Below are 21886 nucleotides of genomic sequence, written 5' to 3'. Positions count from 1 at the left end.
TTTGGCATTCGCCTACGCAAGCGTTGGTGCGAGTTCAGGATCCGCCGGCGTGCCTTCGAGGAACGGCGTTCATGATGGCCTCCGCCAGTTCTTCGAGGACGGGAGTATCGCCTTTCGACGCGGCAAATAGCCTGAACTGCGCTTCGGGCAACTCTGGCAGGCCGTAGCTTTCGGGTACCCTGACCAGGCCGTTTCTCAGCTGACTGACTGTCATCGGCGCTACAGCGAAGCCTGAGATGGCAGCCGCCCTCAGGCTGGCGTTGCTGGTGCAGATCATCACCATGCGCTGGCTGATCCCGGCCTTGGCAAGCCGTTCAAGAGCAACTTCCCTGTAGGGGCAAGGTTCCGGCAACACGGCCAATGGCAGCGGGTCCAGAAGTTCCACGCCGGGATGATCCGCCCATGCCCAGACAAGAGGCTCGCGCCACAGGAGGCGCCCCATCTCCTCACCCTCACACTGGGATCCGAGCACCAGTTCGATATTGCCCTCCTTCATCTTCGAGAGCAGCGCACCCGGAATCCCGACTTGCACCTCGATCTGCAATCCGCGGCGATCGGCGCCGAATGCCTGCAAGGCGCGAAGGATGGGGACCTGTGCGAAGTCTTCCGAGAGGCCGACGCGAACTCTGCCGTGAAAGGGTGCCTGCGCCAGATCGGCCAAAGCATCCCGGTTAAGGGCGAGCATCGCCCGGGCATAGGCGAGCAGGCGCTCGCCATCTTGTGTCATCTCCAGCGAGCGCGTCGTCCTTTTGAGTAACGGCTTTCCGACCTGCTCTTCGAGACGACGCAGGTGCCCACTGACGGCCGACTGCGTAAGGTTCAGTCGCGCCGCTGCCCGACTGAAGCCACCTTCGTCGAACACGGCGACGAACGTCCTGAGCAGGACCAATTCCAGCATATATTCTGATCCATGATGAATATTGTCGATAATCTCAATTTTTATATCGAATTAAAATATGACGCAATACGGTTCGTCACAATGAGCAAGGATGATCCATGACCAAGCTGCTGCATATCGTTTCCTCGCCCCGCAAAGAGCGTTCCGCCTCGCGTGAGGTCGCCGAGGCCTTTGTTCAAAGCTGTCGTGCTCGGCGACCCGACTTGGCGATTTCAACGCTCGACCTATGGGATGTCGACCTCCCCGAATTCGGTGAGGACGCGATGTTGGCCAAATATGCCGGGCTCAGCGGCACGCCGCTTACCCCTTCTCAACAGCAGGCATGGGCCACATTGCAAGAATTGGCGCAACAACTGCACTGGGCGGATATTGTCCTGCTGTCGACGCCCCTGTGGAATTTCAGCATTCCCTACAAACTCAAGCACTTCATCGACCTGGTATCGCAGAAGGACATCCTTTTCTCGTTCGACCCTGAACACGGGTTCGCAGGACTGCTCCGGGATAAGACCGCCGTGGTCGTCCATGCGCGAGGTCTCGACTATGCGGCGCAATCCATCACGCCGGCGCAGCGCTTCGACTTTCAAAAACCCTATGTAGAAGCGTGGTTGCGCTTCATCGGTATCGAAGATGTCCGCAGTCTAATCATCCAGAAAACCCTCTTTGGACCCGATATTGACCATGCGGCTCGCCAGGATGCACGGGAGGCCGCGTTACAGTTGGCGGAAGACCTGCTGTCGCAGACAACAGAGGCGATTGCATGATCACGAAGCGCTTGCTGCGGACAAGAAGGGCGGCTCTGGAGACACGCCGGGAAGGTCGCTTTATGGTGCGACGGAGCACCCTCGGTTCAAGCCCGAGGGCATGTTTTCGCGCGACATGCACTAGAACCACATATCGCGCACGCAGCGACCATCGCCAGGCAGGTCCTCGAATGTGTGGAGACCATCGAAATGGTCGATTGGCAAGTCGGCGACGGTGTCAGGCGGCGCAAGCCTCACATTGACGGCGATCCGAGTGCGACCGGCGGCACTGGCGCGCAAACCACGCCAGGCCAGCACAGAGGCGCATGTTGGACAGAACAGAATCTCGAGCGACGGGGCATCCTTTCCGGAGCGCGTGTAAGCACTTGTCGGTCCGGCAAGACGGATGCGTTCGTCAACATAATCGTAAGCCCACAGCGCGCCATAGCGGCGGCAAAGCGTGCAGTTGCAGGCTGTGATCGAGCCGGGATCGCCTTCCAAAATCCAGTGGGCCGCGCCACAATGGCAGGTTCCGGTCAGCATTCGTCGTCCTCACGTTCTGGCAGCAACACGAGCATTGTTCCCAACATTGTGCCGGACCCAGTGCGATATTCAACAGTTTGTGGCGCGGCCTGATGCGCTCGCCGCTTTGGCAATATGTTCGTTGTCTTCCCCAATATCCTTGCCTTCGTCACAGGCTTTCGCCATGAAGGCCGATGAACTCCCGTTTGCCAGCCAGCACACGCCAGCGGCTCGACGAACTCCTCGTCGCGCGCGGCCTGTTTCCCAGCCGCTCTCGCGCCCGCGACGCGATCGAGCGCGGCACCGTGATGGTTGACGGCGTCATCGCCCGCAAGCCCGGCCAGACCGTCCGGGCTGATTGCCTCATAGAAGTCGATGATCCGGCGCAGGGCTATGTGTCCCGTGCTGCGCTGAAGCTGATCGCCGGGCTCGACTATTTCGACCTCGATCCAGCCGGCAGCGAAGCGCTCGACGTCGGCGCCTCGACCGGAGGCTTCACTCAAGTGCTGCTCGGACGTGGCGCGGCGCATGTCACGGCGATCGATGTCGGGCATGGCCAGATACATCCGTATATCGCCGGCGATCCGCGTGTGACGGTTATCGAGGGATTGAACGCCCGTGATCTTTCGACCGCCGATCTTGCCGATCGAATTCCAGATTTTATCGTCTCCGACGTCAGCTTCATCTCGTTGAAACTGGCGCTGCCGCCGGCGCTCGCCATTGCCAGGAGCGGCGCCAAAGCAATATTTCTGGTCAAGCCGCAATTCGAGGCGGGCCGCGAGGCGATCGGCAAGGGCGGCTTGCTGAAAGACCCATACGATGCCGCGCGGGTTGCCGGCCTGCTGCAGGATTGGCTGGACGGCGTCCCCGGCTGGCGCTCGCTCGGACTGCATCTGTCGCCGATCGAAGGCGGCGACGGCAACCGCGAGTTCCTGCTCGCCGGGATCAAGGACGCCGGTATCGAGAACAGGGGGATCGGAGGCCGATGACCGCGCGCTTCACGATCACACGGCTGGGCTCCCAGGGCGACGGCGTCGCCGAGACCGAAACCGGCGAGCTTTTCATTCCGTTCACGCTGCCCGGTGAAACCGTCACCGCCGCGCGCGAAAGGGACCGTGCCACGCTGATGTCGGTGCTGGAGGCTTCGCCGCTTCGCATCGAGCCTGCCTGTCGGCATTTCACCGAATGCGGCGGCTGCGCCATCCAGCATCTTGAGGCCGAAGCCTATCTTCGGTGGAAGCGTGACAAGGTTGCGCATGCGCTCAACAGCAAGGGCATCAGTTGCGACATTGACGCGCTGGTGCCGTGCGCGCCGCAGACGCGCCGGCGCGTCGTGTTCACCGCCCGGCGCAGCGAGGCCGGCATGCTGCTCGGCTTCGTTCGGGCGTTGTCGTCCGAGATCATTTCCATCGAGGAATGCCCGATCTCGCTGCCCGAGATCGTCGCAAAGCTCGACCGCCTGAGAGCACTTGCCGAACTGGTTTGCGCCACGACGAAATCGTTCCGCATGACGGTCACGGCGAGCGGTTCCGGCCTCGATGTCGCGGTTCACGAGTCCGGCAAGCTCGGCGAGAACCAGCGCCGCGTCGCCTCCAATTTCGTCATCGCTCAGGGATTGGCCAGGCTTTCGATCGATGGCGAGATCATCATCGAGCCCAAAAAGCCGGTGGTGCTGTTCGGCAGCGTCGCCGTCGCGGTGCCGCCGGGCGCCTTCCTGCAGGCGACCGAGGCCGCCGAGCAGGCGATGGCCGACATCGTCGGCCGGCACCTCGCGCGTGCCAGGAAGATAGCCGATCTCTTCGCCGGCTGCGGCAGTTTTGCGCTGCGCCTGGCCGCCAGGTCGGAGGTCCATGCGGTGGAGGGGGATGCGGCAGCGCTTTCGGCGCTCGACCGGGCGTTCCGTTTCGCCAGCGGTCTGAAGCGCGTGACCAGCGAACGCCGCGACCTGTTCCGGCGGCCGCTCACTTCGAGGGAACTGAATGCCTTCGACGGCGTCGTTTTCGATCCGCCCCGCGCCGGCGCCGAAGACCAGTCGAAGCAGATTGCCCGCTCCGACGTGCCGCTTGTCGCCGCAGTTTCCTGCAATCCTGTCACGCTGGCGCGCGACTTGCGCATCCTCGTCGACGGCGGCTACGCTCTGAAAAGCGTGACGCCGATCGACCAGTTCCTGTGGTCGCCGCATGTCGAGGCCGTCGCGCTTCTGGAGAAGCCGAAGCGAAGGCGGTAACCGTCCGCATTTGTTGAGCTTGAATTTCGCGCAAAATGAACATACTTTGAGCGTGACCTGTTCAAAATGTGCTAGGAACCTGTTATGAATACCGCAGCTCTCGATATCAGGGCATCGCGCTTTGGCGACGAGCGGACGCCATTTCTTTCGGCAAGACGGGTGGCTGAACTGCTGGGCGTCAATCTGACCGAACTGGCGGGCCTGATCGGCGTCGCGCGCAACACGCTTGCCGCCAAGACCGGCGCGCGCAAGGTCGACGCCGCATTGAGTCCGATTGTCCGTATCCTTGCGATGGCAGGCGAGATGGCCGGCGATGAACAGCGTGCGGCGATCTGGTTCAAGCATCAGCCGATCCCCGGCTGGGCGGGAAAGACCGCCTACGATCTCGTTCGAGAGGGCAAGACGGACAAGGTGCTAGCCTATCTGGAGGCAGTCCGCTCCGGCATCTATGCCTGAAAACAGACTGAGCCTATGGCGCGCCTTCGTGCCGCGTTGGGCGCATCTGCCGCTTTCCGGCGAAGGAGCAGCCCGCTTTGGCGGTCGCTGGAATCCAGTGGGCGCCCCGACGATCTATGCCGCGGGCGAATTGTCCACTGCCTGGGCGGAGTACAATCAGGGCTTTGTCCAGCATCCGGCGCTGATTGCGCAGCTCGCACTTTCAGGCGCGCGCCTGGCAGACCTTACGGACGCTGATGTGCTGACCAGGCTCGGCGTGACGGCAGACATCAACCGATGTGAATGGCGCGATGTCATGGATCAAGGCCTGGTGCCTGAGACGCACACGCTGAGAGATCGCCTGATTGCCGACGGGCAACATGGCGTGATCTACCCCTCCTTCATGTCGCCCGGCGGCACATGCGTCGCGCTGTGGCGATGGAACGAGAGCAACACACCCCGTCTGAATGTCATCGATCCCGACCATCGCTTGCCGAAAACGCCGGCTTCATGGCTTTAGGGCAGTTCAAGCCGGCCGCGCCGCCGCGCTTCGGCCAGCACACCCGCGTCCATTTCTTCCAACGTCTATGGGGCAGGGATCCAAACACGTCTTCTGGCCGTGTCTCGGCGAAGACTGGCGCAGGCTTCAGTAGCACGCCCTCCGGAGTATCTTCGACCAGAAGACGTGTGCCGGCGTCCCATTCCCTCCGCTTGCGGATCGCGCTGGGCAGGGTGACCTGCCCCTTGGTCGAGACAGTGGTTACGAGTCTTTCCGGGTTGGCCATCGCGGCGCATCCTCTGAATGTAAGACAAAAACCGCAGCTTCTATCAAACCCGCGTTCCGCCAACCGTCATCTGGTTCATCCTGAGGTGCGGCTGGCCAACGCCGACCGGCACGCCCTGGCCGGCCTTGCCGCACATGCCGATGCCGGTGTCGAGCTTCATGTCGTTGCCGATCATCGAAACCCGATGCATGGCATCCGGCCCATTGCCGATCAGCATGGCGCCCTTGATCGGCTGCGTCACCTTGCCGTCCTCGATCATGTAGGCCTCGGTGCAGCCAAACACGAATTTTCCCGAGGTGATGTCGACCTGGCCGCCGCCGAAGGAGACGGCATAGATGCCGTTCTTGACCGAGGCGATGATTTCGTCCGGCTCCATGTCGCCTGACGTCATATAGGTGTTGGTCATGCGCGGCATCGGCTGGTGCGCGTAGCCTTCGCGCCGTCCGTTGCCGGTGGCGTTCATGCCCATCAGCCGGGCGTTCTGGCGATCCTGCATATAGCCGACAAGCTTGCCGTCATCGATCAGCACGTTGCGGGCCGACGGCGTGCCTTCGTCATCGACGGTCAGCGAGCCACGCCGCTCGGCCATGGTGCCGTCGTCGACGACTGTGACGCCCTTGGCGGCCACCTGCTGGCCCATCAGCCCGGCGAAGGCCGATGTCTTCTTGCGGTTGAAGTCGCCTTCCAGCCCGTGGCCGACGGCCTCGTGCAGCATGACGCCCGGCCAGCCGCTGGACAGCACGATGTCGAACGTCCCGGCCGGCGCCGGGATGGCCTCGAGGTTGACCAGCGCTTGCCGCAGCGCTTGCTTGGCGGCGTGCTTCCAGCTCTCCTCGACCAGGAATTCGCCAAACCCTTTGCGTCCGCCCATGCCGTAGGAGCCGCTCTCCTGGCGATCGCCGTCGCCGACCACCACCGACACATTGATCCTGACCAGCGGGCGGATGTCGCGCACCATCTGGCCGTCGGCACGCACGATCTCGACATGCTGCCAGGAGGCGGCGAGCGACGCCGTCACTTGCCGCACGCGCGGATCCTCGCCTCGCAGCCACGCATCGATTTCCTGAAGGAGCTTGGCCTTGGCCTCGAAGGAGGGCGAGGGGATCGGGTTCTCATCGCCATAGAGATGGCGGTTGGTACGGGTGGGAGCCGCAGCAAGCGTGCCGGAATAGCCGCTCTTGACGGTCGAGACAGCGTCGGCCGCGCGCAGCAGCGACGCTTCCGAAAGATCGCTGGAATGCGCGTAGCCGCTCGCTTCGCCGGCGACCGCGCGCAGGCCAAAGCCTTGGTCTGTGTTGAAATTGGCGGTCTTCAGCCGGCCATTGTCGAACATCAGCGCTTCGCTCTCGCTGTATTCGAGGAACAACTCGCCGTCGTCGGCGCCGTTGATGGTCTCGGCGACGATCTGCTTGATGCGATCGTCGGAAATGTCGAATTGGCCGATCAGGCTGTTCATGGCAGGTCCGTCCGTGGAAAGAGATTGTCCTCACGATGTAGGCGCGAAGGTGCGTCCAGACAATCGGCAATGACCATTGTCTGTGCATGACCCAAAAATCGGGATCGATTTTCGGAAAGGATTATGCGCAAAATCGAAGCGCTACAGCGTCCTTTGCGCGTCCTTGGACGCGCGGCGCTGTAGCCAAAGGCGGTCACAATCTCATTTTCGTCAGCAGGGTTTTGGGCCTCTCGCCCCGCCTCAAGGCAGGGCGGCGAAACCGTCGGCGAAACCCTTGAGCTCGACCGGAATGCCGATACCTTCCTCCGGCGTCTGGAAGACGATGAAGGTGGCCGACGTTCCGGTCTTCAGCGTATCGAGCAACGGCTTTTCGAGAATGACCTCGGCATAGCAGCCGTCCTGGAAGCAACGCACGAAATAGGCCCGGCCGATGTCCTTGCCGTCGACATTGAGGCCGAGCCCGTTGGGCAACAGCACGCCGAGCGGCGCCAGCACGCGCAGGATTTCGGCCTTGTTGTCGGCAGTGCGCAGCACGACGACGGAAAGCCCCATCTCGGGACGGTCTTCGGCGACGACGTTCTGCATCATCACGCATTGTTCCGATGTGGCGCCAGCCGGCGTGTCGCAGATGATCGACCATGCGCCATGCGTCGTCCGCACCTTGCCGCTTGGCTGCGCGGCATTGGCCTGGCTGACGCCAAACGAGCCAACATAGGACAGGCCGATCCCAGACAAGCCAACGCCAGACAGGCCAACGCTAGACACGGCGAGAAGGATGGCCTTCGCCAAGCTTCTCGAAAGCCCAAGTCTCGAAAGCCCAAGTCTCGAAAGCCCAAGTCTCGAAAGCCCAAGTCTCGAATGCCCAAGTCCCCAAAGCCAAGAGTTCATGACGGCTCCATTGCGAATCACGGCACTTTAAGCCGCGCCAAGGGCAAGTAAAGGATGAGACCACTGCCGGCCTGCCTCGACCAAGGCAATTGTGCGCTTTTCCGTGCCAAATTCGCCCGAATTGCGACCGACCGGCGCATTTTGCCGGGACACTCCGCCGCTCGGGCGTTCGCGGGTCCGACACCGCGGCGGCCGCCGCCACAAGGCGCAGCCGCGCTTGCGCGCAAAAATGCCGCACGGTTTCCCCCGCTCCTTTCTTGCAGAGGCAAATAGAGTATGGTTTGAACCAGCCTCGGGACTTTCCGGGATTCCCGTCCCGGCGTTGTTCGATATTCTTGCGGTCCGATCGCGAGGAACTGGGAGATAATGACGGCAATGAGAAAATTCCTAGCAGGCGCCAAACTCCTGGCAAGCGCTGCCGCCACACTGTTGACCGGCGCATCCGCCCATGCGGCCCAGCCTGCGCCGTGGGAGATGAGCTTCCAGCCCGCCGCCACCGACATGATGCGGCAGATCGCCTGGTTCGAGGGCTATACGCTGTGGTTCATCGTGCCGATCACCCTCTTCGTGCTCTTTCTCATCGCCTATTGCATCCTGAAGTTTCGCGCGAGCGTCAACCCGACCCCGTCGCGCACCAGCCACAACACGCTGATTGAGGTAATCTGGACGGTCGGGCCGGTCGTCGTCCTGCTCTTGCTCGCCATCCCCTCGTTCCAGCTCTTGACTGCGCAATACACGCCGCCGGAGGAAGCCAAGCTGACCGTCAAGGCGACGGGAAACCAGTGGAACTGGGATTACGAATACCAGACCGAAAACACGCTTTCCTTCAACTCCGCGATCCTGGCGGATGCTGACCGCGCCGCGGCCGGCAAGGAGGACCGCGGCGCTTATCCGCGCCTGCTCGCCGTCGACAACGAGATGGTGGTGCCGGTCAACACCATGACCCGGGTGCTGGTGACGGCGGCAGACGTGATCCACGCCTTTGCCATGCCGTCCTTCGGCATCAAGACCGACGCGGTTCCGGGTCGCATCAACGAGGTCTGGTTCAAGGCGGAAAAGGAAGGCCTCTATTACGGCCAGTGCTCGGAGCTCTGCGGTAAGGACCACGCGTTCATGCCGATCGCGATCCGCGTCGTCTCCGACGCCCAGTACAAGACCTGGCTGGCAGCAGCCGGCACCGACCTTCCCGGCGCCAACAAGGCGCTGATGGCCGAGGTCGACGGCAAAGACAAGGTAGCGGCCGCCGGCAACTGATGCCGCGACCAGAAAAGATCAGGGAACGGAGCCGAACATGGCAGACGCTGCAGCTCACGACCACGACCACAAGCCGTATCATGGCTGGGTGCGGTGGGTGTATTCGACCAACCACAAGGATATCGGCACACTCTACCTGATCTTCGCGATCATGGCGGGCTGCGTCGGCGGTGCCCTTTCGGTCGTCATGCGTATGGAACTGCAGGAGCCTGGGATCCAGATTTTCACCGGCCTGGCGCAGATGGTCTACGGCTTGAACGCCGACGCTGCGCTCGACGGCGGCAAGAACATGTACAATGCCTTCACCACCGCCCATGCGCTGATCATGATCTTCTTCATGGTCATGCCGGCGTTGATCGGCGGCTTCGCCAACTGGATGGTGCCGATCATGATCGGCGCGCCGGACATGGCATTCCCGCGCATGAATAACGTCTCGTTCTGGTTGCTGCCACCGGCTTTCATCCTGCTGATCATCTCGGCCTTCGTGCCGAGCGCGCCTGGCGCCTACGGCGTCGGCGGCGGCTGGACGATCTATCCGCCGCTATCGACCTCGGGCCAGCCCGGACCGGCGATGGATCTTGCGATCCTGTCGCTGCACATCGCCGGCGCCTCATCGATCCTCGGCGCCATCAATTTCATCACCACCATCTTCAACATGCGCGCGCCTGGCATGACGCTGCACAAGATGCCGCTGTTCGCCTGGTCGGTGCTGATCACCGCTTTCCTGCTGCTGCTGTCGCTTCCGGTTCTGGCCGGCGGCATCACCATGCTTTTGACCGATCGCAATTTTGGCACCACCTTCTTCGCGCCCGATGGCGGCGGCGACCCGATCCTGTTCCAGCACCTGTTCTGGTTTTTCGGCCATCCGGAAGTCTACATCCTGATCCTGCCGGGCTTCGGCATCGTCAGCCACATCGTCTCGACCTTCTCCAAAAAGCCTATCTTCGGCTATCTCGGCATGGCCTATGCCATGGTCGCGATCGGTGCGGTCGGCTTCATCGTCTGGGCGCACCACATGTACACGACCGGCCTGTCGCTCGACACGCAGCGCTATTTCGTCTTCGCCACGATGGTTATCGCGGTGCCGACGGGCGTGAAGATATTCTCGTGGATCGCCACCATGTGGGGCGGGTCGATTTCGCTCAAGACCCCGATGCTGTGGGCGATTGGCTTCATCTTCCTGTTCACCGTCGGCGGCGTTACCGGCGTCCAGCTTGCCAATGCCGGTCTCGACCGCCCGCTGCACGACACCTATTACGTGGTCGCGCATTTCCATTATGTGCTGTCGCTGGGCGCGGTCTTTGCCATCTTCGCCGGCTGGTACTACTGGTTCCCGAAGATGACCGGCTACATGTATTCGCCTGTCATCGCCAATACCCACTTCTGGGTTACCTTCGTCGGCGTCAACCTCGTCTTCTTCCCGCAGCATTTCCTCGGACTTTCAGGCATGCCGCGCCGCTACATCGACTATCCGGATGCGTTTGCCGGCTGGAACATGGTGTCGTCCTACGGCTCGTATATTTCGGCCGTCGGCGTGGTCATCTTCCTCTATGGCGTGTTCGAGGCCTTCCAGAAGAAGCGGGTGGCCGGCGCCAATCCATGGGGCGAGGGTGCGACGACGCTTGAATGGCAGCTGCCTTCGCCGCCGCCCTTCCACCAGTGGGAACAGCTGCCGAAGATCAAATAGGCTTCTGCCTGGGCGAATACTGAATCGCCGGTTCGCCCGGCGGTTTTGGCCAACGGAATGATGGACTTTAAGTACGCATGGCCCTTGTCGACGACACCTTGACTGACGAACCGGGCTTTCGCATGTCGGAAGCGACGGCGGGCGATTTCTTCGCACTGTTGAAGCCGCGCGTCATGTCGCTGGTGGTGTTCACCGCCTTTGTCGGCCTGGTCGCGGCACCTGTGGCCATCAATCCGCTTCTGGCGGTGATCGCGATCCTGGCTATTGCCATTGGTGCTGGCGCGTCCGGCGCGCTCAACATGTGGTATGACGCCGATATCGATGCGGTGATGACCAGGACCGCCAGCCGTCCGGTGCCGGCCGGCCGCATCCGGCCAGGCGAGGCGCTGAGTTTCGGCCTGGTGCTGTCGGTGCTGTCGGTGATGACGCTCGGCGTGCTGGTCAATTGGTTGTCGGCGACGCTCCTGGCCTTCACCATCTTCTTCTATGCCGTCGTCTACACGATGTGGCTGAAGCGCTGGACCCCGCAGAACATCGTCATCGGCGGTGCTGCCGGCGCCATTCCGCCGGTGATCGGCTGGGCCGCGGTGACCGGAACCGTCAGCCTGGAAAGCGTCGTCCTGTTCCTGATCATCTTCCTGTGGACGCCGCCGCATTTCTGGGCGCTCGCCCTCTTCAAGTCCGAGGACTATGCCAGGGCCGGCATCCCGATGATGCCGAATGTCGCCGGCCAGGCTTCGACCCGACGCCAGATCTTCGCCTATGCGCTGATCCTTGCGCCGGTTGGCGTGCTGCCATGGGCGCTCGGCTTCACCACACCCGTCTATGGCGTCCTTGCGGTGCTGCTTGGCGCCGGCTTGGTCTGGTATGCGTGGCAGGTGCTGCGGATGGCGGATGACGACCATGTGATGAAGCCAGCCAAGGCATTGTTCGGCTACTCGCTGCTCTACCTCTTCGCCATCTTCGCCATCTACCTTGCCGACTGCGTTGTCGGGCGCGCGCTGGCCACGGGCGGAGCATGACCATGGCCGACAAGAAGCTTGAACTCGTCACGCTGACGGAGCGCCAGCAGAAGGCCCGGCGCAACCGCTCGGTAGCCATCGGCCTGGCGCTGGCGGTGCTTGTCGTCATCTTCTACATCGCGACCGTCGTGAAATTCGGTCACAACCTCACCGGAACCATGTGAGGCTCAAGATGAACCGCCAAACAGTGACCAATCCTCAAAAGAAGAACACCAACCGCGTCGTCGCCGGCGTCTGCATCGCCTTTTTCGGCGGCATGATCGGGATGGCCTATGCCGCGGTGCCGCTCTACGCGATGTTCTGCCAGGCGACCGGTTACGGCGGCACTGTGAAACGCGCAACGCAGCAATATGCCGACCGGGTGCTCGACCGCGATATCACCATCCGTTTCGACGCCAACACGGCCGGCGTGCCCTGGCAGTTCGAGCCGGTCGCCCGCTCCGTCACCATCAAGATAGGCGAGACGGCGCAGGCGCATTATAGCGCGACCAACAAGTTCGTCCGCGCCACGACGGCCCGCGCGACGTTTAATGTGCAGCCGGAATTTGCGGGGTCTTACTTCAACAAGGTTGAGTGTTTCTGCTTTACCGATACGACGCTGAAGCCTGGCGAGACGCTGGACATGCCGGTCGTGTTCTATGTAGATCCCGACATCGTCAATGCGCCGGAATTGAAGGACCTGAAGACGATTACCCTGTCCTACACGATGTTCCCGGTCGAGAAGAACGAGAAGACCAAGCCGGTGGCGTCGACAGTGCCGGCCGAAGGCACAAGCAACAAAGTTTCACATACCGAACGAAGCCTCGGGGGTTGATATGGCAGACGCGCACGCAAAACCACAACATGACTACCACCTCGTCGACCCGAGCCCGTGGCCATTCCTCGGCTCGGTCGGCGCGTTGGTCACCGCGATCGGCGGCGTCTGTTACATGCAGTATCTCAAGGGCGGCGATTTCCCGATCTTCGGCTTCAACATCGCCAATCCGTGGCTGTTCTTCATCGGCCTCTTGATCGTCATCTACACCATGTACGCTTGGTGGTCGGATACCATCAGGGAAGCGCATGAAGGCCACCACACGCGTGTTGTGTCGCTGCATCTGCGCTACGGCATGATCATGTTCATCGCTTCCGAGGTGATGTTCTTCGTCGCCTGGTTCTGGGCTTTCTTCGACGCCAGCCTGTTTCCCGGCGAGGCACAGCAATATGCCCGCGCCACCTTCACCGGCGGTGTCTGGCCGCCGAAGGGCGTTGAGGTCCTCGACCCCTTCCACCTGCCGCTCTATAACACCGTCATCCTGCTTCTATCGGGCACTACGGTGACCTGGGCGCACCACGCGCTGCTTCATGGCGACCGCAAGGGGCTGATCAACGGCCTGGTGCTGACCGTCGGTCTCGGCATCCTGTTCACCATGGTGCAGGCTTACGAATACATGCACGCGCCGTTCGGCTTCAGGGATTCGATCTACGGCGCTACTTTCTTCATGGCGACCGGCTTCCACGGCTTCCACGTCATCATCGGCACCATCTTCCTGCTGGTCTGCCTGGTCCGCGCGATGAAGGGCGACTTCACGCCCAAGCACCATTTCGGCTTCGAGGCCGCCGCCTGGTACTGGCACTTCGTCGACGTAGTCTGGCTGTTCCTGTTCGCGTCGATCTATGTCTGGGCCTCGAGCGGCGCGGTCATCGAAGGCCACTGAAATCTTCCTGAGGAAATCGATGAGGCGGCTGCGGCGACGTGGCCGCCTTACCTTTTGGAGTGAAGGGCATTAAAGCGCGTCGCGGCTGAATGGATTCATGCGACGCGCTTTAAGTTCTTGTTTTTATGCATGTCGTTATCGCAAAACCGCTGCGCACTTTTGCGCGACATGCATTAAGGTATCGGAATGAGCGACGACAAGGCGATCTGGCCAGCAATCGATCCGATTTCGGCGGGCCTGCACGGCCGCTGCCCGCGCTGCGGCGAGGGCCGGCTGTTTTCCGGCTTCCTCACCGTCGGCGAACGCTGCGCCAATTGCAGCCTCGACTATTCCTACGCCGATGCCGGCGACGGTCCGGCGGTGTTCGTCATCCTGATCATCGGCTTCATCGTCGTCGGGCTGGCGCTGTGGATGGAGGTGACGCTCAGCCCGCCGCTCTGGCTGCATTTCCTGCTGTGGATACCGCTGACGCTGGTGCTTTGCCTGGGCGCGCTCAGGCTGATTAAGGGCGTGCTCCTGACGCTGCAATACCGCAACAAGGCGGCAGAGGGCAGGCTGGACCTCGGCGAATGAGCACGACATCCGCTTCGATTGCGGGCCGTTCGCGGCCGAAGACGGCATTGCTGCTTGGGCTTGGCCTCGTGCTGTTCTTCATCCTGCTGGCGCTCGGCACCTGGCAGCTCCAGCGCCTGTACTGGAAAGAGGGTCTTCTCCAGACCATCGACCAGCGCACGCACTCAGCGCCCGTGCCGTTGGCCGAGGTCGAAAAGCGGTTTGCCGCCAGCGGCGATGTGGATTACACGCCGGTGACGGCATCAGGCACCTTCCTGCATCAAGGCGAGCGACATTTCTTCGCGACCTGGGAAGGCCAGTCCGGTTTCGATGTCTTCACGCCCTTGCATCTGGAGGACGGGCGCTTCGTTCTGATCAATCGCGGCTTCGTGCCGTACGATCTCAAGGACGCAGCCAAGCGTCCGCAAAGCCAGGGTGCGGGCCAGGTGACGGTGACGGGGCTCGCCCGCAATCCGCTGCCGGCAAAGCCCTCGATGATGCTTCCCGACAATGATCCGCAGAAAAACATCTTCTACTGGAAGGATCGCGACGCCATGGCGGCCAGCGCCGGTCTGCCGGCAGGTGCGGGGCTGGTGCCATTCTTTATCGACGCGGACGCCACGCCGAACCCGGGCGGGCTGCCGGTCGGCGGCGTTACAATCATCGAGCTGCCGAACAGCCATCTGCAATACGCCGTAACCTGGTACGGCCTTGCCGCTGCCCTTGCCGGCGTCCTCATCTTCAGGCTTCGCCGCCCGGCGAAAGAAGAATGATCAGCACTGGTGCCCTTGACAGGGCAGGGGTGCGCACCTCATTTCGCGCCTTGAGTTCAAGACTTCAGTTCACGCTACGACCAACCGGCCGGGAATCATGCTTCACACGACGACAAAGCCACCGCTGACGATAAGGCTCTGCCAGCCGCGCGGCTTCTGCGCCGGCGTCGACCGCGCCATCCAGATCGTCGTCCTGGCGCTGAAGAAATACGGCGCGCCGGTCTATGTTCGCCACGAGATCGTGCATAATCGCTACGTCGTCGAGGGGCTGCAAAGCCTCGGTGCGGTGTTCATCGAGGAGCTCTCCGAGATACCGGCTGAGCATCGCCAGAGCCCGGTCGTCTTTTCGGCGCATGGCGTGCCGAAGTCGGTGCCGGCGGACGCCCAGGCGCGCAACCTCTTCTATCTCGACGCCACCTGCCCGCTGGTGTCGAAGGTCCACAAGCAGGCAATGCGCCATCAGCGGCTCGGCCGTCACGTGCTTCTGATCGGCCATGCCGGCCACCCGGAAGTGATCGGCACGATGGGGCAGTTGCCGGACGGCGCCGTCACCTTGATCGAGACCGAAGCCGATGCCGCGAATTTGGTGCCCGCCGACCCGCAGGCGCTCGGGTTCGTCACCCAGACGACGCTGTCGGTCGAGGACACCGCCGGCATCATTCGGGTGCTTAAGGATCGTTTTCCCGATTTGCATGCGGCGGCAGCGGAATCGATTTGCTATGCCACCACCAATCGCCAGGAAGCGGTAAAGGAGACCGCCGCGGGTGCCGATCTCTTCCTGATCGTCGGTGCTCCCAACTCCTCAAATTCGCGGCGTCTCGTCGAAGTGGCCGAACGCGCTGGCGCCTCGATGTCGCTTCTGGTGCAGCGCGCCTCCGAGATTCCATGGACCGAGATCGCCGGCATCTCGACGCTCGGCCTGTCGGCAGGTGCATCGGCGCCGGAAATCATCGTCGACGAGATCATCGATGCGTTCCGGCAGCGCTTCGACGTAACCATCGAGCTGGCGGTGACGGCGACGGAAACCGAGGATTTTCCGGTGATGCGGGTGCTGCGCGACGTCGAGCTGACGGCCGCCGACATGGCTTTCGTCAACGGGGCCGCGTAAGGTTCATGGCGGTCTACACCGACGTCAACGAAGGCGAGCTCGGCGCGTTCCTGAAGGCCTATCCAGTCGGCGATCTCCTGTCCTACAAGGGCATAGCCGAAGGCACCGAGAACTCGAACTTCCTGCTGCACACGACCAGCGGCTCCTACATCCTGACGCTCTACGAAAAGCGCGTCGACAAGGCCGACCTGCCGTTCTTCCTCGGCCTCATGAGCCATCTCGCCAGGAAGGGCATTTCCTGCCCGCTTCCGGTGACCGCGCATGATGGCGACGTCATCGGAACGCTTGCCGGCCGGCCGGCGGTCATCATCACCTTCCTCGAAGGCGTTTCGCTGCGGCGGCCGACATCAGCGCACTGCCGCGAGGTCGGCAAGGCGCTGGCGGCGCTGCATCTGGCCGGCGCCGACTTTCCGATGACCCGTCCGAATGCCCTTGCCATCGATGGCTGGCGCAAGCTGTGGAGCGCCTCTCGCCCTCGCGCCGACGAGGTCGAGCCGGGACTGGCGGCCGAGGTCGATGCCGACTTCGCTGATTTCGAGAGGAACTGGCCGAACGGCCTGCCGGAAGGCATCATCCATGCCGATCTTTTCCCCGACAACGTCTTCTTCCTCGGCGAGAAACTGTCGGGGCTGATCGACTTCTATTTCGCCTGCAACGATCTCTACGCCTATGATGTCGCAACCTGCCTCAATGCCTGGTGCTTCGAGAAGGATTTTTCCTTCAACCTGACCAAGGGCACGGCGCTGCTTGCCGGCTACCAAAGCGTGCGGCCCTTGAGCGGCGAAGAGAAAGCTGCGCTGCCGATGCTGGCGCGCGGCTCGGCACTGCGCTTCATGCTGACCCGGCTTTACGACTGGCTGATCATTGCCAACGGCGGGCTGGTCGTGAAACGCGATCCGACCGAATATATCAGGCGTATGCGTTTCCACCGGGCGATCAAATCTCCTTCCGAATACGGACTGACATGACCAAGCGCGTCGAAATCTTTACCGATGGTGCCTGTTCGGGCAATCCGGGGCCTGGCGGCTGGGGGGCTGTCCTGCGCTTCAAGGGCGTCACGAAGGAACTGTCGGGCGGCGAGGCTGCTACCACCAACAACCGCATGGAACTTTTGGCCGCCATCTCGGCGCTCAATGCGCTGAAAGAACCCTGTGCGGTCGATCTTTATACCGACAGCAACTATGTCAAGGACGGCATTTTCAGCTGGATCGACGGCTGGAAGCGCAACGGCTGGAAGACCGCTGCCAGGCAACCGGTGAAGAATGCCGAACTGTGGCAGGCGCTCGACGAGGCGCGCAACCGTCATCAGGTGATCTGGCACTGGGTCAAGGGCCATGCCGGCCATCCGGAGAACGAGCGTGCCGACGAACTGGCGCGGCTCGGCATGGCGCCGTTCAAGAACAAGACGGCCCGGCCCGCGCCCGTTTCGGCTGGGGAAAACACCCAAGCCAAGCAGCCGACAGCCAGGAAACTGCGCCGCTCGACCCAAAGCTACTGACCAGTCTGGGCTACTGACCAGTCTAGACTACTGACCAGTCTGGTCCGCCATATTCAGCGGATCAGCAGCGCCGTGCCGAAAAGTCCGAGCGCGAACACAGTATGCGACACGAGGTTGAGGGCGCGGATCTGCATCGGGTTGGGGCGCTTTGACGCGGCCCAGCCGGCGCCCATGCCGGGCGCCAGCAGGAACCAGCCGGCGCCTACGGTGACGATGCCGAGGATGAAGGCCGGCAGGAAGGTCGGCGCGGCCAGCCACGCCGCTCCAGCCAAAACGGCCAGAATGATGCCGTAGACGATCCCGACAAAGTAGTGGAAGGCCCAGCCCAGCGCCGATTCATGCGCATAGGGTGCTGCCTCGCCGATATCGTCATGGAAGACCTTGCCGTCCCTCAGGTGCCAGACCCAGCGACCAACCAGCCCCCAGTTCGGCCGTGGCTGAGCAAACACCGTGTTCAGGAAAATCGCCCAGAGGTCCATGAGCGCCGTGGCCGATGCCGATCGCCACAGCGCGCCAGAAGTGGTCAAACATCATTGAGGTCCCCTAAAAGCAGGCAATTCCCGAACAGCGTTCTTTGCACGCCCAATTGGACGCGCCGCTGCCGAAACGAGCGCGATCGTCAGGCCGAAGGACCGCGGCAACCTCGGCCTATGCTGTCGCCAAAACGGAAAGCTGTCCGAGAATGTGAGCAGCACCGGATTCATCAACGCCAGGCTTTGTCTCGACATTGAGCGCGGCGACCTTGCCGTCGTCGACGATCATCGAAAACCGCTTCGAGCGCAGCCCCATGCCACCGCCGGAAAGGTCGGCGTCGAGACCGATCGACTTGACGAAATCGCCATTGCCGTCGGCAAGATAGAGGATCTTGCCTTCACCGCCGCTGAAGCGGGCCCAGGCGCCCATCACGTGAACATCGTTGACGGCGACGATGGCGATGGTGTCGACGCCGCGCGCCAGGATGGCGTCGTAATTATCCAGAAAGCCGGGCAGATGGTTGTTGGAGCAGGTCGGCGTGAAAGCGCCGGGAACAGCGAACAGCACCACCTTCTTTCCCGAGAAAATCTCGGCCGTCGTGATCGCTTTTGCGCCGTCGGCAGTCATCGTCTTGAAGGTCGCTTGGGGCAGCTTGTCGCCAACGGCAATCATCATCGTGGTCCTCGTTTTGACAAATGGAAGGGAGTGTCCTTGCGATAGCGAATTCAGCCGTTTCCCGCAACTGTCGGGGTGGCCGGAGCAAGGGATGTTCGATCTGAACATCCTTTGCTGGGGATCAAGGGAACGGCAGCAGGCCTTCGACGGCGCCGGCCGCAGTTGTCAGCGTATAGTAAAGTCCGCCATCCGTCGGCGTCGTCGTTGGCCTGTCGAGGATCGGCACGGTAAACACCAGCTTGCCGTCCTTTTCGCTGCGGGCCGGCACGCCGAACATGTAGTCGCGCTCACCGGCGACGAAGAAATCCGCTGCTTTGGGATTCCCCGGAAAGCTCGCCTCGACAATCAGTGTCTCGCGGTCGCCCGGCAGGATCTTGACGCCGAAACCGGGCCTTGCGGGAGCAGGCAGCGTTGCAAGCGCCGCTTTCACCAAAGCGGCGTCTTCGACATTGTCCGGATCGGAGCCCGGATCGATGGTCAGCTTTGTTTGCACCGGGATGCAGATCGTCTCACAAATTCCTAGAAAGATATCGGCATCGATGACGGCCGGCTCGTTCGGCGCCGAAAGCGTGAACGTTACCGGCAGCGAAACCGGATGGTCGTAGCCGGCCCATTTGCCGGAGCCGTCGTCGTGGCGCTGAGGTGGCGGAAACGAAAACGTCGCGTCGGCAATGTTGGTGCTGGCCGAGATATCGATTTGCGGCGGCACGCCCGCGTCGCCCGGATCGCGCCAGTAGGTTTTCCAGCCAGGCTTGAGCGCAATATCGAGGACGCCGTGGATGCGCCCGGCTGTGTCGGGCTTGCCGCTGGTTACAAGGCGTACTTTGCCGCCTTCGCTATCGTACCAGATCGACGAGGATGCTGCGGCGGGAAGACCGGTTCCACATCCAACAGCGGCGCTGAGCAGCAGGACTTTCAAGCTTTGCATGGCGGTGATTTGAGCGTCCGTTCATGGCTGCGCAATGACTTCATGGCGTCGCTGTTATCATATTTGCGTGACCTCGGGCACAGCTTTGCGTGCCTCGGATGCACATCCGCGACCAAATCGCGCGCGGCGCATCTTTTCGGCGCTCCAGAAACGCGTTACGCTCCCCCTCATGGACTTGTTGCGCCACAAGAAGATGGCTGCGGGACGCGGCTTTCTCGACGACCAGTTCCTGATTGCCATGCCCGGCATGAAGGACGACCGCTTCACGCGCTCCGTCATCTATATTTGCGCGCACAGCGACGAAGGCGCGATGGGCCTGGTCATCAACCAGACACAGCAGATGCTGTTTCCGGATCTGCTCGTGCAGCTCGGCATCATGAACGAACAGGAGGCGATCCGCTTGCCCGCGCAGGCCCGCGACTTCGTCGTCCGCAACGGCGGACCGGTGGACCGCAGCCGCGGCTTCGTCCTGCATTCGGGCGACTACCGCGTGGAATCGTCGCTGGCCGTCTCCGACGACATTTGCCTCACCGCGACCGTCGACATATTGCGCGCCATTTCGTCGGGCCGCGGGCCTCGGCACGCGCTGATGGCGCTCGGCTATTCGGGCTGGGGCGCCGGTCAGCTGGAAAGCGAAATCGCCGAGAACGGTTGGCTGACCTGCCCGGCAAATGCGGGGCTTCTGTTCGATACCGACATCGAGCGCAAATACGACCGGATACTCGCTTCGATCGGTATCGACCTTGCGCATCTCAGCCTGGCCGCCGGTCACGCCTAATGCATGTCGCGCAAAAGTGTGTAGCGGTTTTGCGATAGCGACATGCATAAAACGACAACCCAACGCGCGTCGCGTGAGGCCGATCAACGCGACGCGCTTTAGAGGTGAAAACCCGATACCTGGCTGGTTACCGCCGCATTGCCATCGCCCGCCGTTTGCCCAGATCGTAGACGAGATTCTCGAAACCCGACGTCCAGGACAGGTCAGCCTGTTTCACGCGCGTTTCGACATCGCTGTATTTGCCGATGCGGGCTTCCAGGAAGGAGCGCAGGCGCTGGTGAAACTGGCCGACGGTGAGCTGTTTTCCCTCGGCCTTGAAGATCGCAATATTGAAGCGTGCCGCCTTGGGGAAGATTGTGCTGGCCGTGGCATTGGGCTTCTCATCGGCATTCGACAGGAGCGCTGCTGCCCCGTTGGTGCCAAGGAAATGGGGGAGGTAGAGATCCCTTTCATCCATGGCCTTCTCAAGACGAGCTTCGATGCGCTGCTTGGCCGCAAGAAGGTTCTTGGCCGCAAGTGCCGCCGACAGATAGGGATCGCGCCTGAATTCAAGGATGCGCTGTTCTTCGGCCTTGTCCTCGACGAAATGGTATTCGCGTTTGCCCTCGGGGCGGGTCCGGATCAGTTCCGCTTCGTCGCCCAAGCCGAATTCTGCACCGTACCTCTTCACCGCCTCGAGCCATGTCTGGTCGAGGAATTGCATAAGACCAAGCGCCGACCCTTTAGACGGGCGATTGTTGATGTCGAAGGAGGATTCCTTCTCGGCGATCGCAAAAAGCGTATCGGCAGGAAATTGGGTGTCCTTGGCTGCACGAAGGATTTCGCTGGCGATGTGCTGCGACACCTTGTACTCGCCGAACTCGTGCATCGACATGCCGATGACGATCTGTTCCGCGCCTTCGGAAAGGATGGAGACGGTGCCCTTCAATGCCTCGGCCAGTGTGCGTTCTCCCTCGCGTCCAGAGGTCGATATGGTGTCTGGATCGATGATGTCGAACTCGGGCGCGGCCGAGGGGAAACTCAGAGCCGAGAACGGAACAGCAGTGGCAACCGCGGCTTCGGTCACGCCGTTGACCAGGACTCCCGAATAGACCGGCCATGGCATGGCTGCCACTGTCGCCGCCAGGCCAAGCCCCGCGATCCTTTTCGACAAAGGCCGTCCGCCCGAAAGGACGAAGGCTCCGCAAGCAAAGAATTCAAATGTTCTTTGGAGTGACGCCAGGTCCCCCTCCGTTCCTTGTCTAGCCGCCCAGATACTTTGGGGCAGGTCTATTTCCAACGTTGAACCGTCAACGTCGAAAAAGACAAGAAGAACGGTCAGTGCTTCATTCAACTAGTCATGGATAATGGCGGCACAATGGCCACAGTGCGGCAAAATAATTCGAAATGTAAAACAAGATGGTTTTTATCGAGGGCTGCGTAGCCGATGCGTTGCTTGTGAAGCCTCTCGATTGCGAGCAGTAATTTCCCTGAGGTGGTCTGCCCTCGA

At 61.9% G+C, this 21886-nt stretch carries 24 protein-coding genes and 2 pseudogenes; 17 read left to right on the top strand and 9 right to left on the bottom strand.

From position 1 onward, the window contains the following. Positions 1 to 34: 34 nt before the first annotated feature. Positions 35 to 898 (bottom strand): LysR family transcriptional regulator, encoded by an 864-nt coding sequence (locus tag AC0L2C_RS01490; protein WP_473522537.1) that lies wholly within the window; start codon positions 896 to 898, stop codon positions 35 to 37. A gap of 98 nt (positions 899 to 996) precedes the next feature. Here AC0L2C_RS01490 and AC0L2C_RS01485 point away from each other — a divergent pair, with 98 nt between their 5' ends. Further along, the gene (locus AC0L2C_RS01485) at positions 997 to 1659 is read left to right on the top strand and encodes an FMN-dependent NADH-azoreductase (protein WP_027152350.1); all 663 of its coding nucleotides are present in this window, start codon (positions 997 to 999) and stop codon (positions 1657 to 1659) included. Between the two features lie 120 nt (positions 1660 to 1779). Here AC0L2C_RS01485 and AC0L2C_RS01480 read toward each other — a convergent pair whose 3' ends face one another. Continuing rightward, positions 1780 to 2181 carry a GFA family protein gene (locus AC0L2C_RS01480; protein ID WP_287341565.1) on the bottom strand — a complete coding sequence of 134 codons (402 nt, stop codon included), beginning with the start codon at positions 2179 to 2181 and terminating at the stop codon, positions 1780 to 1782. A gap of 173 nt (positions 2182 to 2354) precedes the next feature. Between AC0L2C_RS01480 and AC0L2C_RS01475 the strand changes: the two genes are divergently transcribed. The 4 genes from AC0L2C_RS01475 to AC0L2C_RS01460 all read left to right on the top strand — a co-directional run bounded on the left by AC0L2C_RS01475 (position 2355) and on the right by AC0L2C_RS01460 (position 5342). After that, a complete protein-coding gene (locus tag AC0L2C_RS01475; protein ID WP_287341566.1) occupies positions 2355 to 3149 on the top strand; it encodes a TlyA family RNA methyltransferase in 795 nt (264 codons plus the stop codon). Further along, entirely contained in the window at positions 3146 to 4387 is a 1242-nt protein-coding gene (locus AC0L2C_RS01470) for a class I SAM-dependent RNA methyltransferase (RefSeq protein ID WP_473522536.1), read from the top strand. The genes AC0L2C_RS01475 and AC0L2C_RS01470 overlap by 4 nt, the downstream gene beginning before the upstream one ends. Positions 4388 to 4471: 84 nt before the next feature. Beyond that, complete coding sequence (locus AC0L2C_RS01465; RefSeq protein WP_027152353.1) at positions 4472 to 4843, top strand: antitoxin Xre/MbcA/ParS toxin-binding domain-containing protein; 372 nt, start codon at positions 4472 to 4474, stop codon at positions 4841 to 4843. Further along, positions 4809 to 5342 (top strand): RES family NAD+ phosphorylase, encoded by a 534-nt coding sequence (locus tag AC0L2C_RS01460; RefSeq protein WP_473522606.1) that lies wholly within the window; start codon positions 4809 to 4811, stop codon positions 5340 to 5342. Before AC0L2C_RS01465 ends, AC0L2C_RS01460 begins: the two co-directional genes overlap by 35 nt. Here the strand turns inward: AC0L2C_RS01460 and AC0L2C_RS01455 are convergent. The 3 genes and pseudogenes from AC0L2C_RS01455 to AC0L2C_RS01445 all read right to left on the bottom strand — a co-directional run bounded on the left by AC0L2C_RS01455 (position 5339) and on the right by AC0L2C_RS01445 (position 7798). Further along, positions 5339 to 5607 (bottom strand): annotated as a pseudogene (locus AC0L2C_RS01455) (AbrB/MazE/SpoVT family DNA-binding domain-containing protein). The gene AC0L2C_RS01460 and the pseudogene AC0L2C_RS01455 overlap by 4 nt on opposite strands. A 43-nt stretch (positions 5608 to 5650) precedes the next feature. Then, complete coding sequence (gene tldD / locus AC0L2C_RS01450) at positions 5651 to 7063, bottom strand: metalloprotease TldD (RefSeq protein ID WP_473522535.1); 1413 nt, start codon at positions 7061 to 7063, stop codon at positions 5651 to 5653. A 240-nt stretch (positions 7064 to 7303) separates the two neighbouring features. Further along, positions 7304 to 7798, bottom strand: coding sequence for an invasion associated locus B family protein (locus AC0L2C_RS01445; protein ID WP_473522534.1), 495 nt, complete (start codon positions 7796 to 7798; stop codon positions 7304 to 7306). A 528-nt stretch (positions 7799 to 8326) separates the two neighbouring features. On the opposite strand from AC0L2C_RS01445, the gene coxB reads away from it, so the two are divergent. From coxB to rnhA, 11 genes are all read left to right on the top strand, one after another. Further along, entirely contained in the window at positions 8327 to 9205 is an 879-nt protein-coding gene (gene coxB / locus AC0L2C_RS01440; protein WP_128172053.1) for a cytochrome c oxidase subunit II, read from the top strand. 37 nt (positions 9206 to 9242) lie between these two features. Next, positions 9243 to 10892, top strand: coding sequence for a cytochrome c oxidase subunit I (ctaD, locus tag AC0L2C_RS01435; protein ID WP_128172054.1), 1650 nt, complete (start codon positions 9243 to 9245; stop codon positions 10890 to 10892). Positions 10893 to 10969: 77 nt separating this feature from the next. After that, positions 10970 to 11914, top strand: coding sequence for a heme o synthase (locus tag AC0L2C_RS01430; protein WP_473522533.1), 945 nt, complete (start codon positions 10970 to 10972; stop codon positions 11912 to 11914). A 2-nt stretch (positions 11915 to 11916) separates the two neighbouring features. Continuing rightward, positions 11917 to 12078 (top strand): hypothetical protein, encoded by a 162-nt coding sequence (locus AC0L2C_RS01425; RefSeq protein ID WP_077381685.1) that lies wholly within the window; start codon positions 11917 to 11919, stop codon positions 12076 to 12078. A gap of 8 nt (positions 12079 to 12086) precedes the next feature. Then, positions 12087 to 12728 (top strand): cytochrome c oxidase assembly protein, encoded by a 642-nt coding sequence (locus tag AC0L2C_RS01420; RefSeq protein ID WP_031254967.1) that lies wholly within the window; start codon positions 12087 to 12089, stop codon positions 12726 to 12728. Between the two features lies 1 nt (position 12729). Beyond that, positions 12730 to 13611, top strand: coding sequence for a cytochrome c oxidase subunit 3 (locus tag AC0L2C_RS01415; RefSeq protein WP_027152361.1), 882 nt, complete (start codon positions 12730 to 12732; stop codon positions 13609 to 13611). A gap of 186 nt (positions 13612 to 13797) precedes the next feature. Then, positions 13798 to 14184, top strand: coding sequence for a DUF983 domain-containing protein (locus AC0L2C_RS01410; RefSeq protein ID WP_473522532.1), 387 nt, complete (start codon positions 13798 to 13800; stop codon positions 14182 to 14184). Further along, positions 14181 to 14936 (top strand): SURF1 family protein, encoded by a 756-nt coding sequence (locus tag AC0L2C_RS01405; RefSeq protein WP_473522531.1) that lies wholly within the window; start codon positions 14181 to 14183, stop codon positions 14934 to 14936. Before AC0L2C_RS01410 ends, AC0L2C_RS01405 begins: the two co-directional genes overlap by 4 nt. Positions 14937 to 15033: 97 nt before the next feature. Next, positions 15034 to 16044 (top strand): 4-hydroxy-3-methylbut-2-enyl diphosphate reductase, encoded by a 1011-nt coding sequence (ispH, locus tag AC0L2C_RS01400; protein WP_027152363.1) that lies wholly within the window; start codon positions 15034 to 15036, stop codon positions 16042 to 16044. A 5-nt stretch (positions 16045 to 16049) separates the two neighbouring features. Next, positions 16050 to 17012 carry a homoserine kinase gene (locus AC0L2C_RS01395; protein WP_473522530.1) on the top strand — a complete coding sequence of 321 codons (963 nt, stop codon included), beginning with the start codon at positions 16050 to 16052 and terminating at the stop codon, positions 17010 to 17012. After that, positions 17009 to 17542 (top strand): ribonuclease HI, encoded by a 534-nt coding sequence (gene rnhA, locus AC0L2C_RS01390; protein WP_128245640.1) that lies wholly within the window; start codon positions 17009 to 17011, stop codon positions 17540 to 17542. Before AC0L2C_RS01395 ends, rnhA begins: the two co-directional genes overlap by 4 nt. Before the next feature lie 53 nt (positions 17543 to 17595). Here rnhA and AC0L2C_RS01385 read toward each other — a convergent pair. The 3 genes and pseudogenes from AC0L2C_RS01385 to AC0L2C_RS01375 all read right to left on the bottom strand — a co-directional run bounded on the left by AC0L2C_RS01385 (position 17596) and on the right by AC0L2C_RS01375 (position 19619). Next, positions 17596 to 18073, bottom strand: a pseudogene (locus AC0L2C_RS01385) (DUF2938 domain-containing protein). Between the two features lie 117 nt (positions 18074 to 18190). Continuing rightward, positions 18191 to 18691 carry a redoxin family protein gene (locus AC0L2C_RS01380; protein WP_473522529.1) on the bottom strand — a complete coding sequence of 167 codons (501 nt, stop codon included), beginning with the start codon at positions 18689 to 18691 and terminating at the stop codon, positions 18191 to 18193. 121 nt (positions 18692 to 18812) lie between these two features. Beyond that, a complete protein-coding gene (locus AC0L2C_RS01375) occupies positions 18813 to 19619 on the bottom strand; it encodes a protein-disulfide reductase DsbD domain-containing protein (protein ID WP_473522528.1) in 807 nt (268 codons plus the stop codon). Positions 19620 to 19788: 169 nt separating this feature from the next. Between AC0L2C_RS01375 and AC0L2C_RS01370 the strand changes: the two genes are divergently transcribed. Beyond that, positions 19789 to 20397 (top strand): YqgE/AlgH family protein, encoded by a 609-nt coding sequence (locus tag AC0L2C_RS01370; protein ID WP_473522527.1) that lies wholly within the window; start codon positions 19789 to 19791, stop codon positions 20395 to 20397. A gap of 127 nt (positions 20398 to 20524) precedes the next feature. On the opposite strand, the gene AC0L2C_RS01365 is transcribed toward AC0L2C_RS01370, so the two are convergent. Further along, on the bottom strand, positions 20525 to 21550 hold the full coding sequence (locus tag AC0L2C_RS01365; RefSeq protein WP_128245642.1) for a transglycosylase SLT domain-containing protein: 1026 nt from the start codon (positions 21548 to 21550) through the stop codon (positions 20525 to 20527). Between the last annotated feature and the right edge of the window lie 336 nt (positions 21551 to 21886).

Source organism: Mesorhizobium sp. WSM4845 (assembly GCF_055811455.1).
The sequence above is the reverse complement of the archived record's forward strand: the minus strand, read 5'-3'. Positions and strand labels throughout refer to the sequence as shown.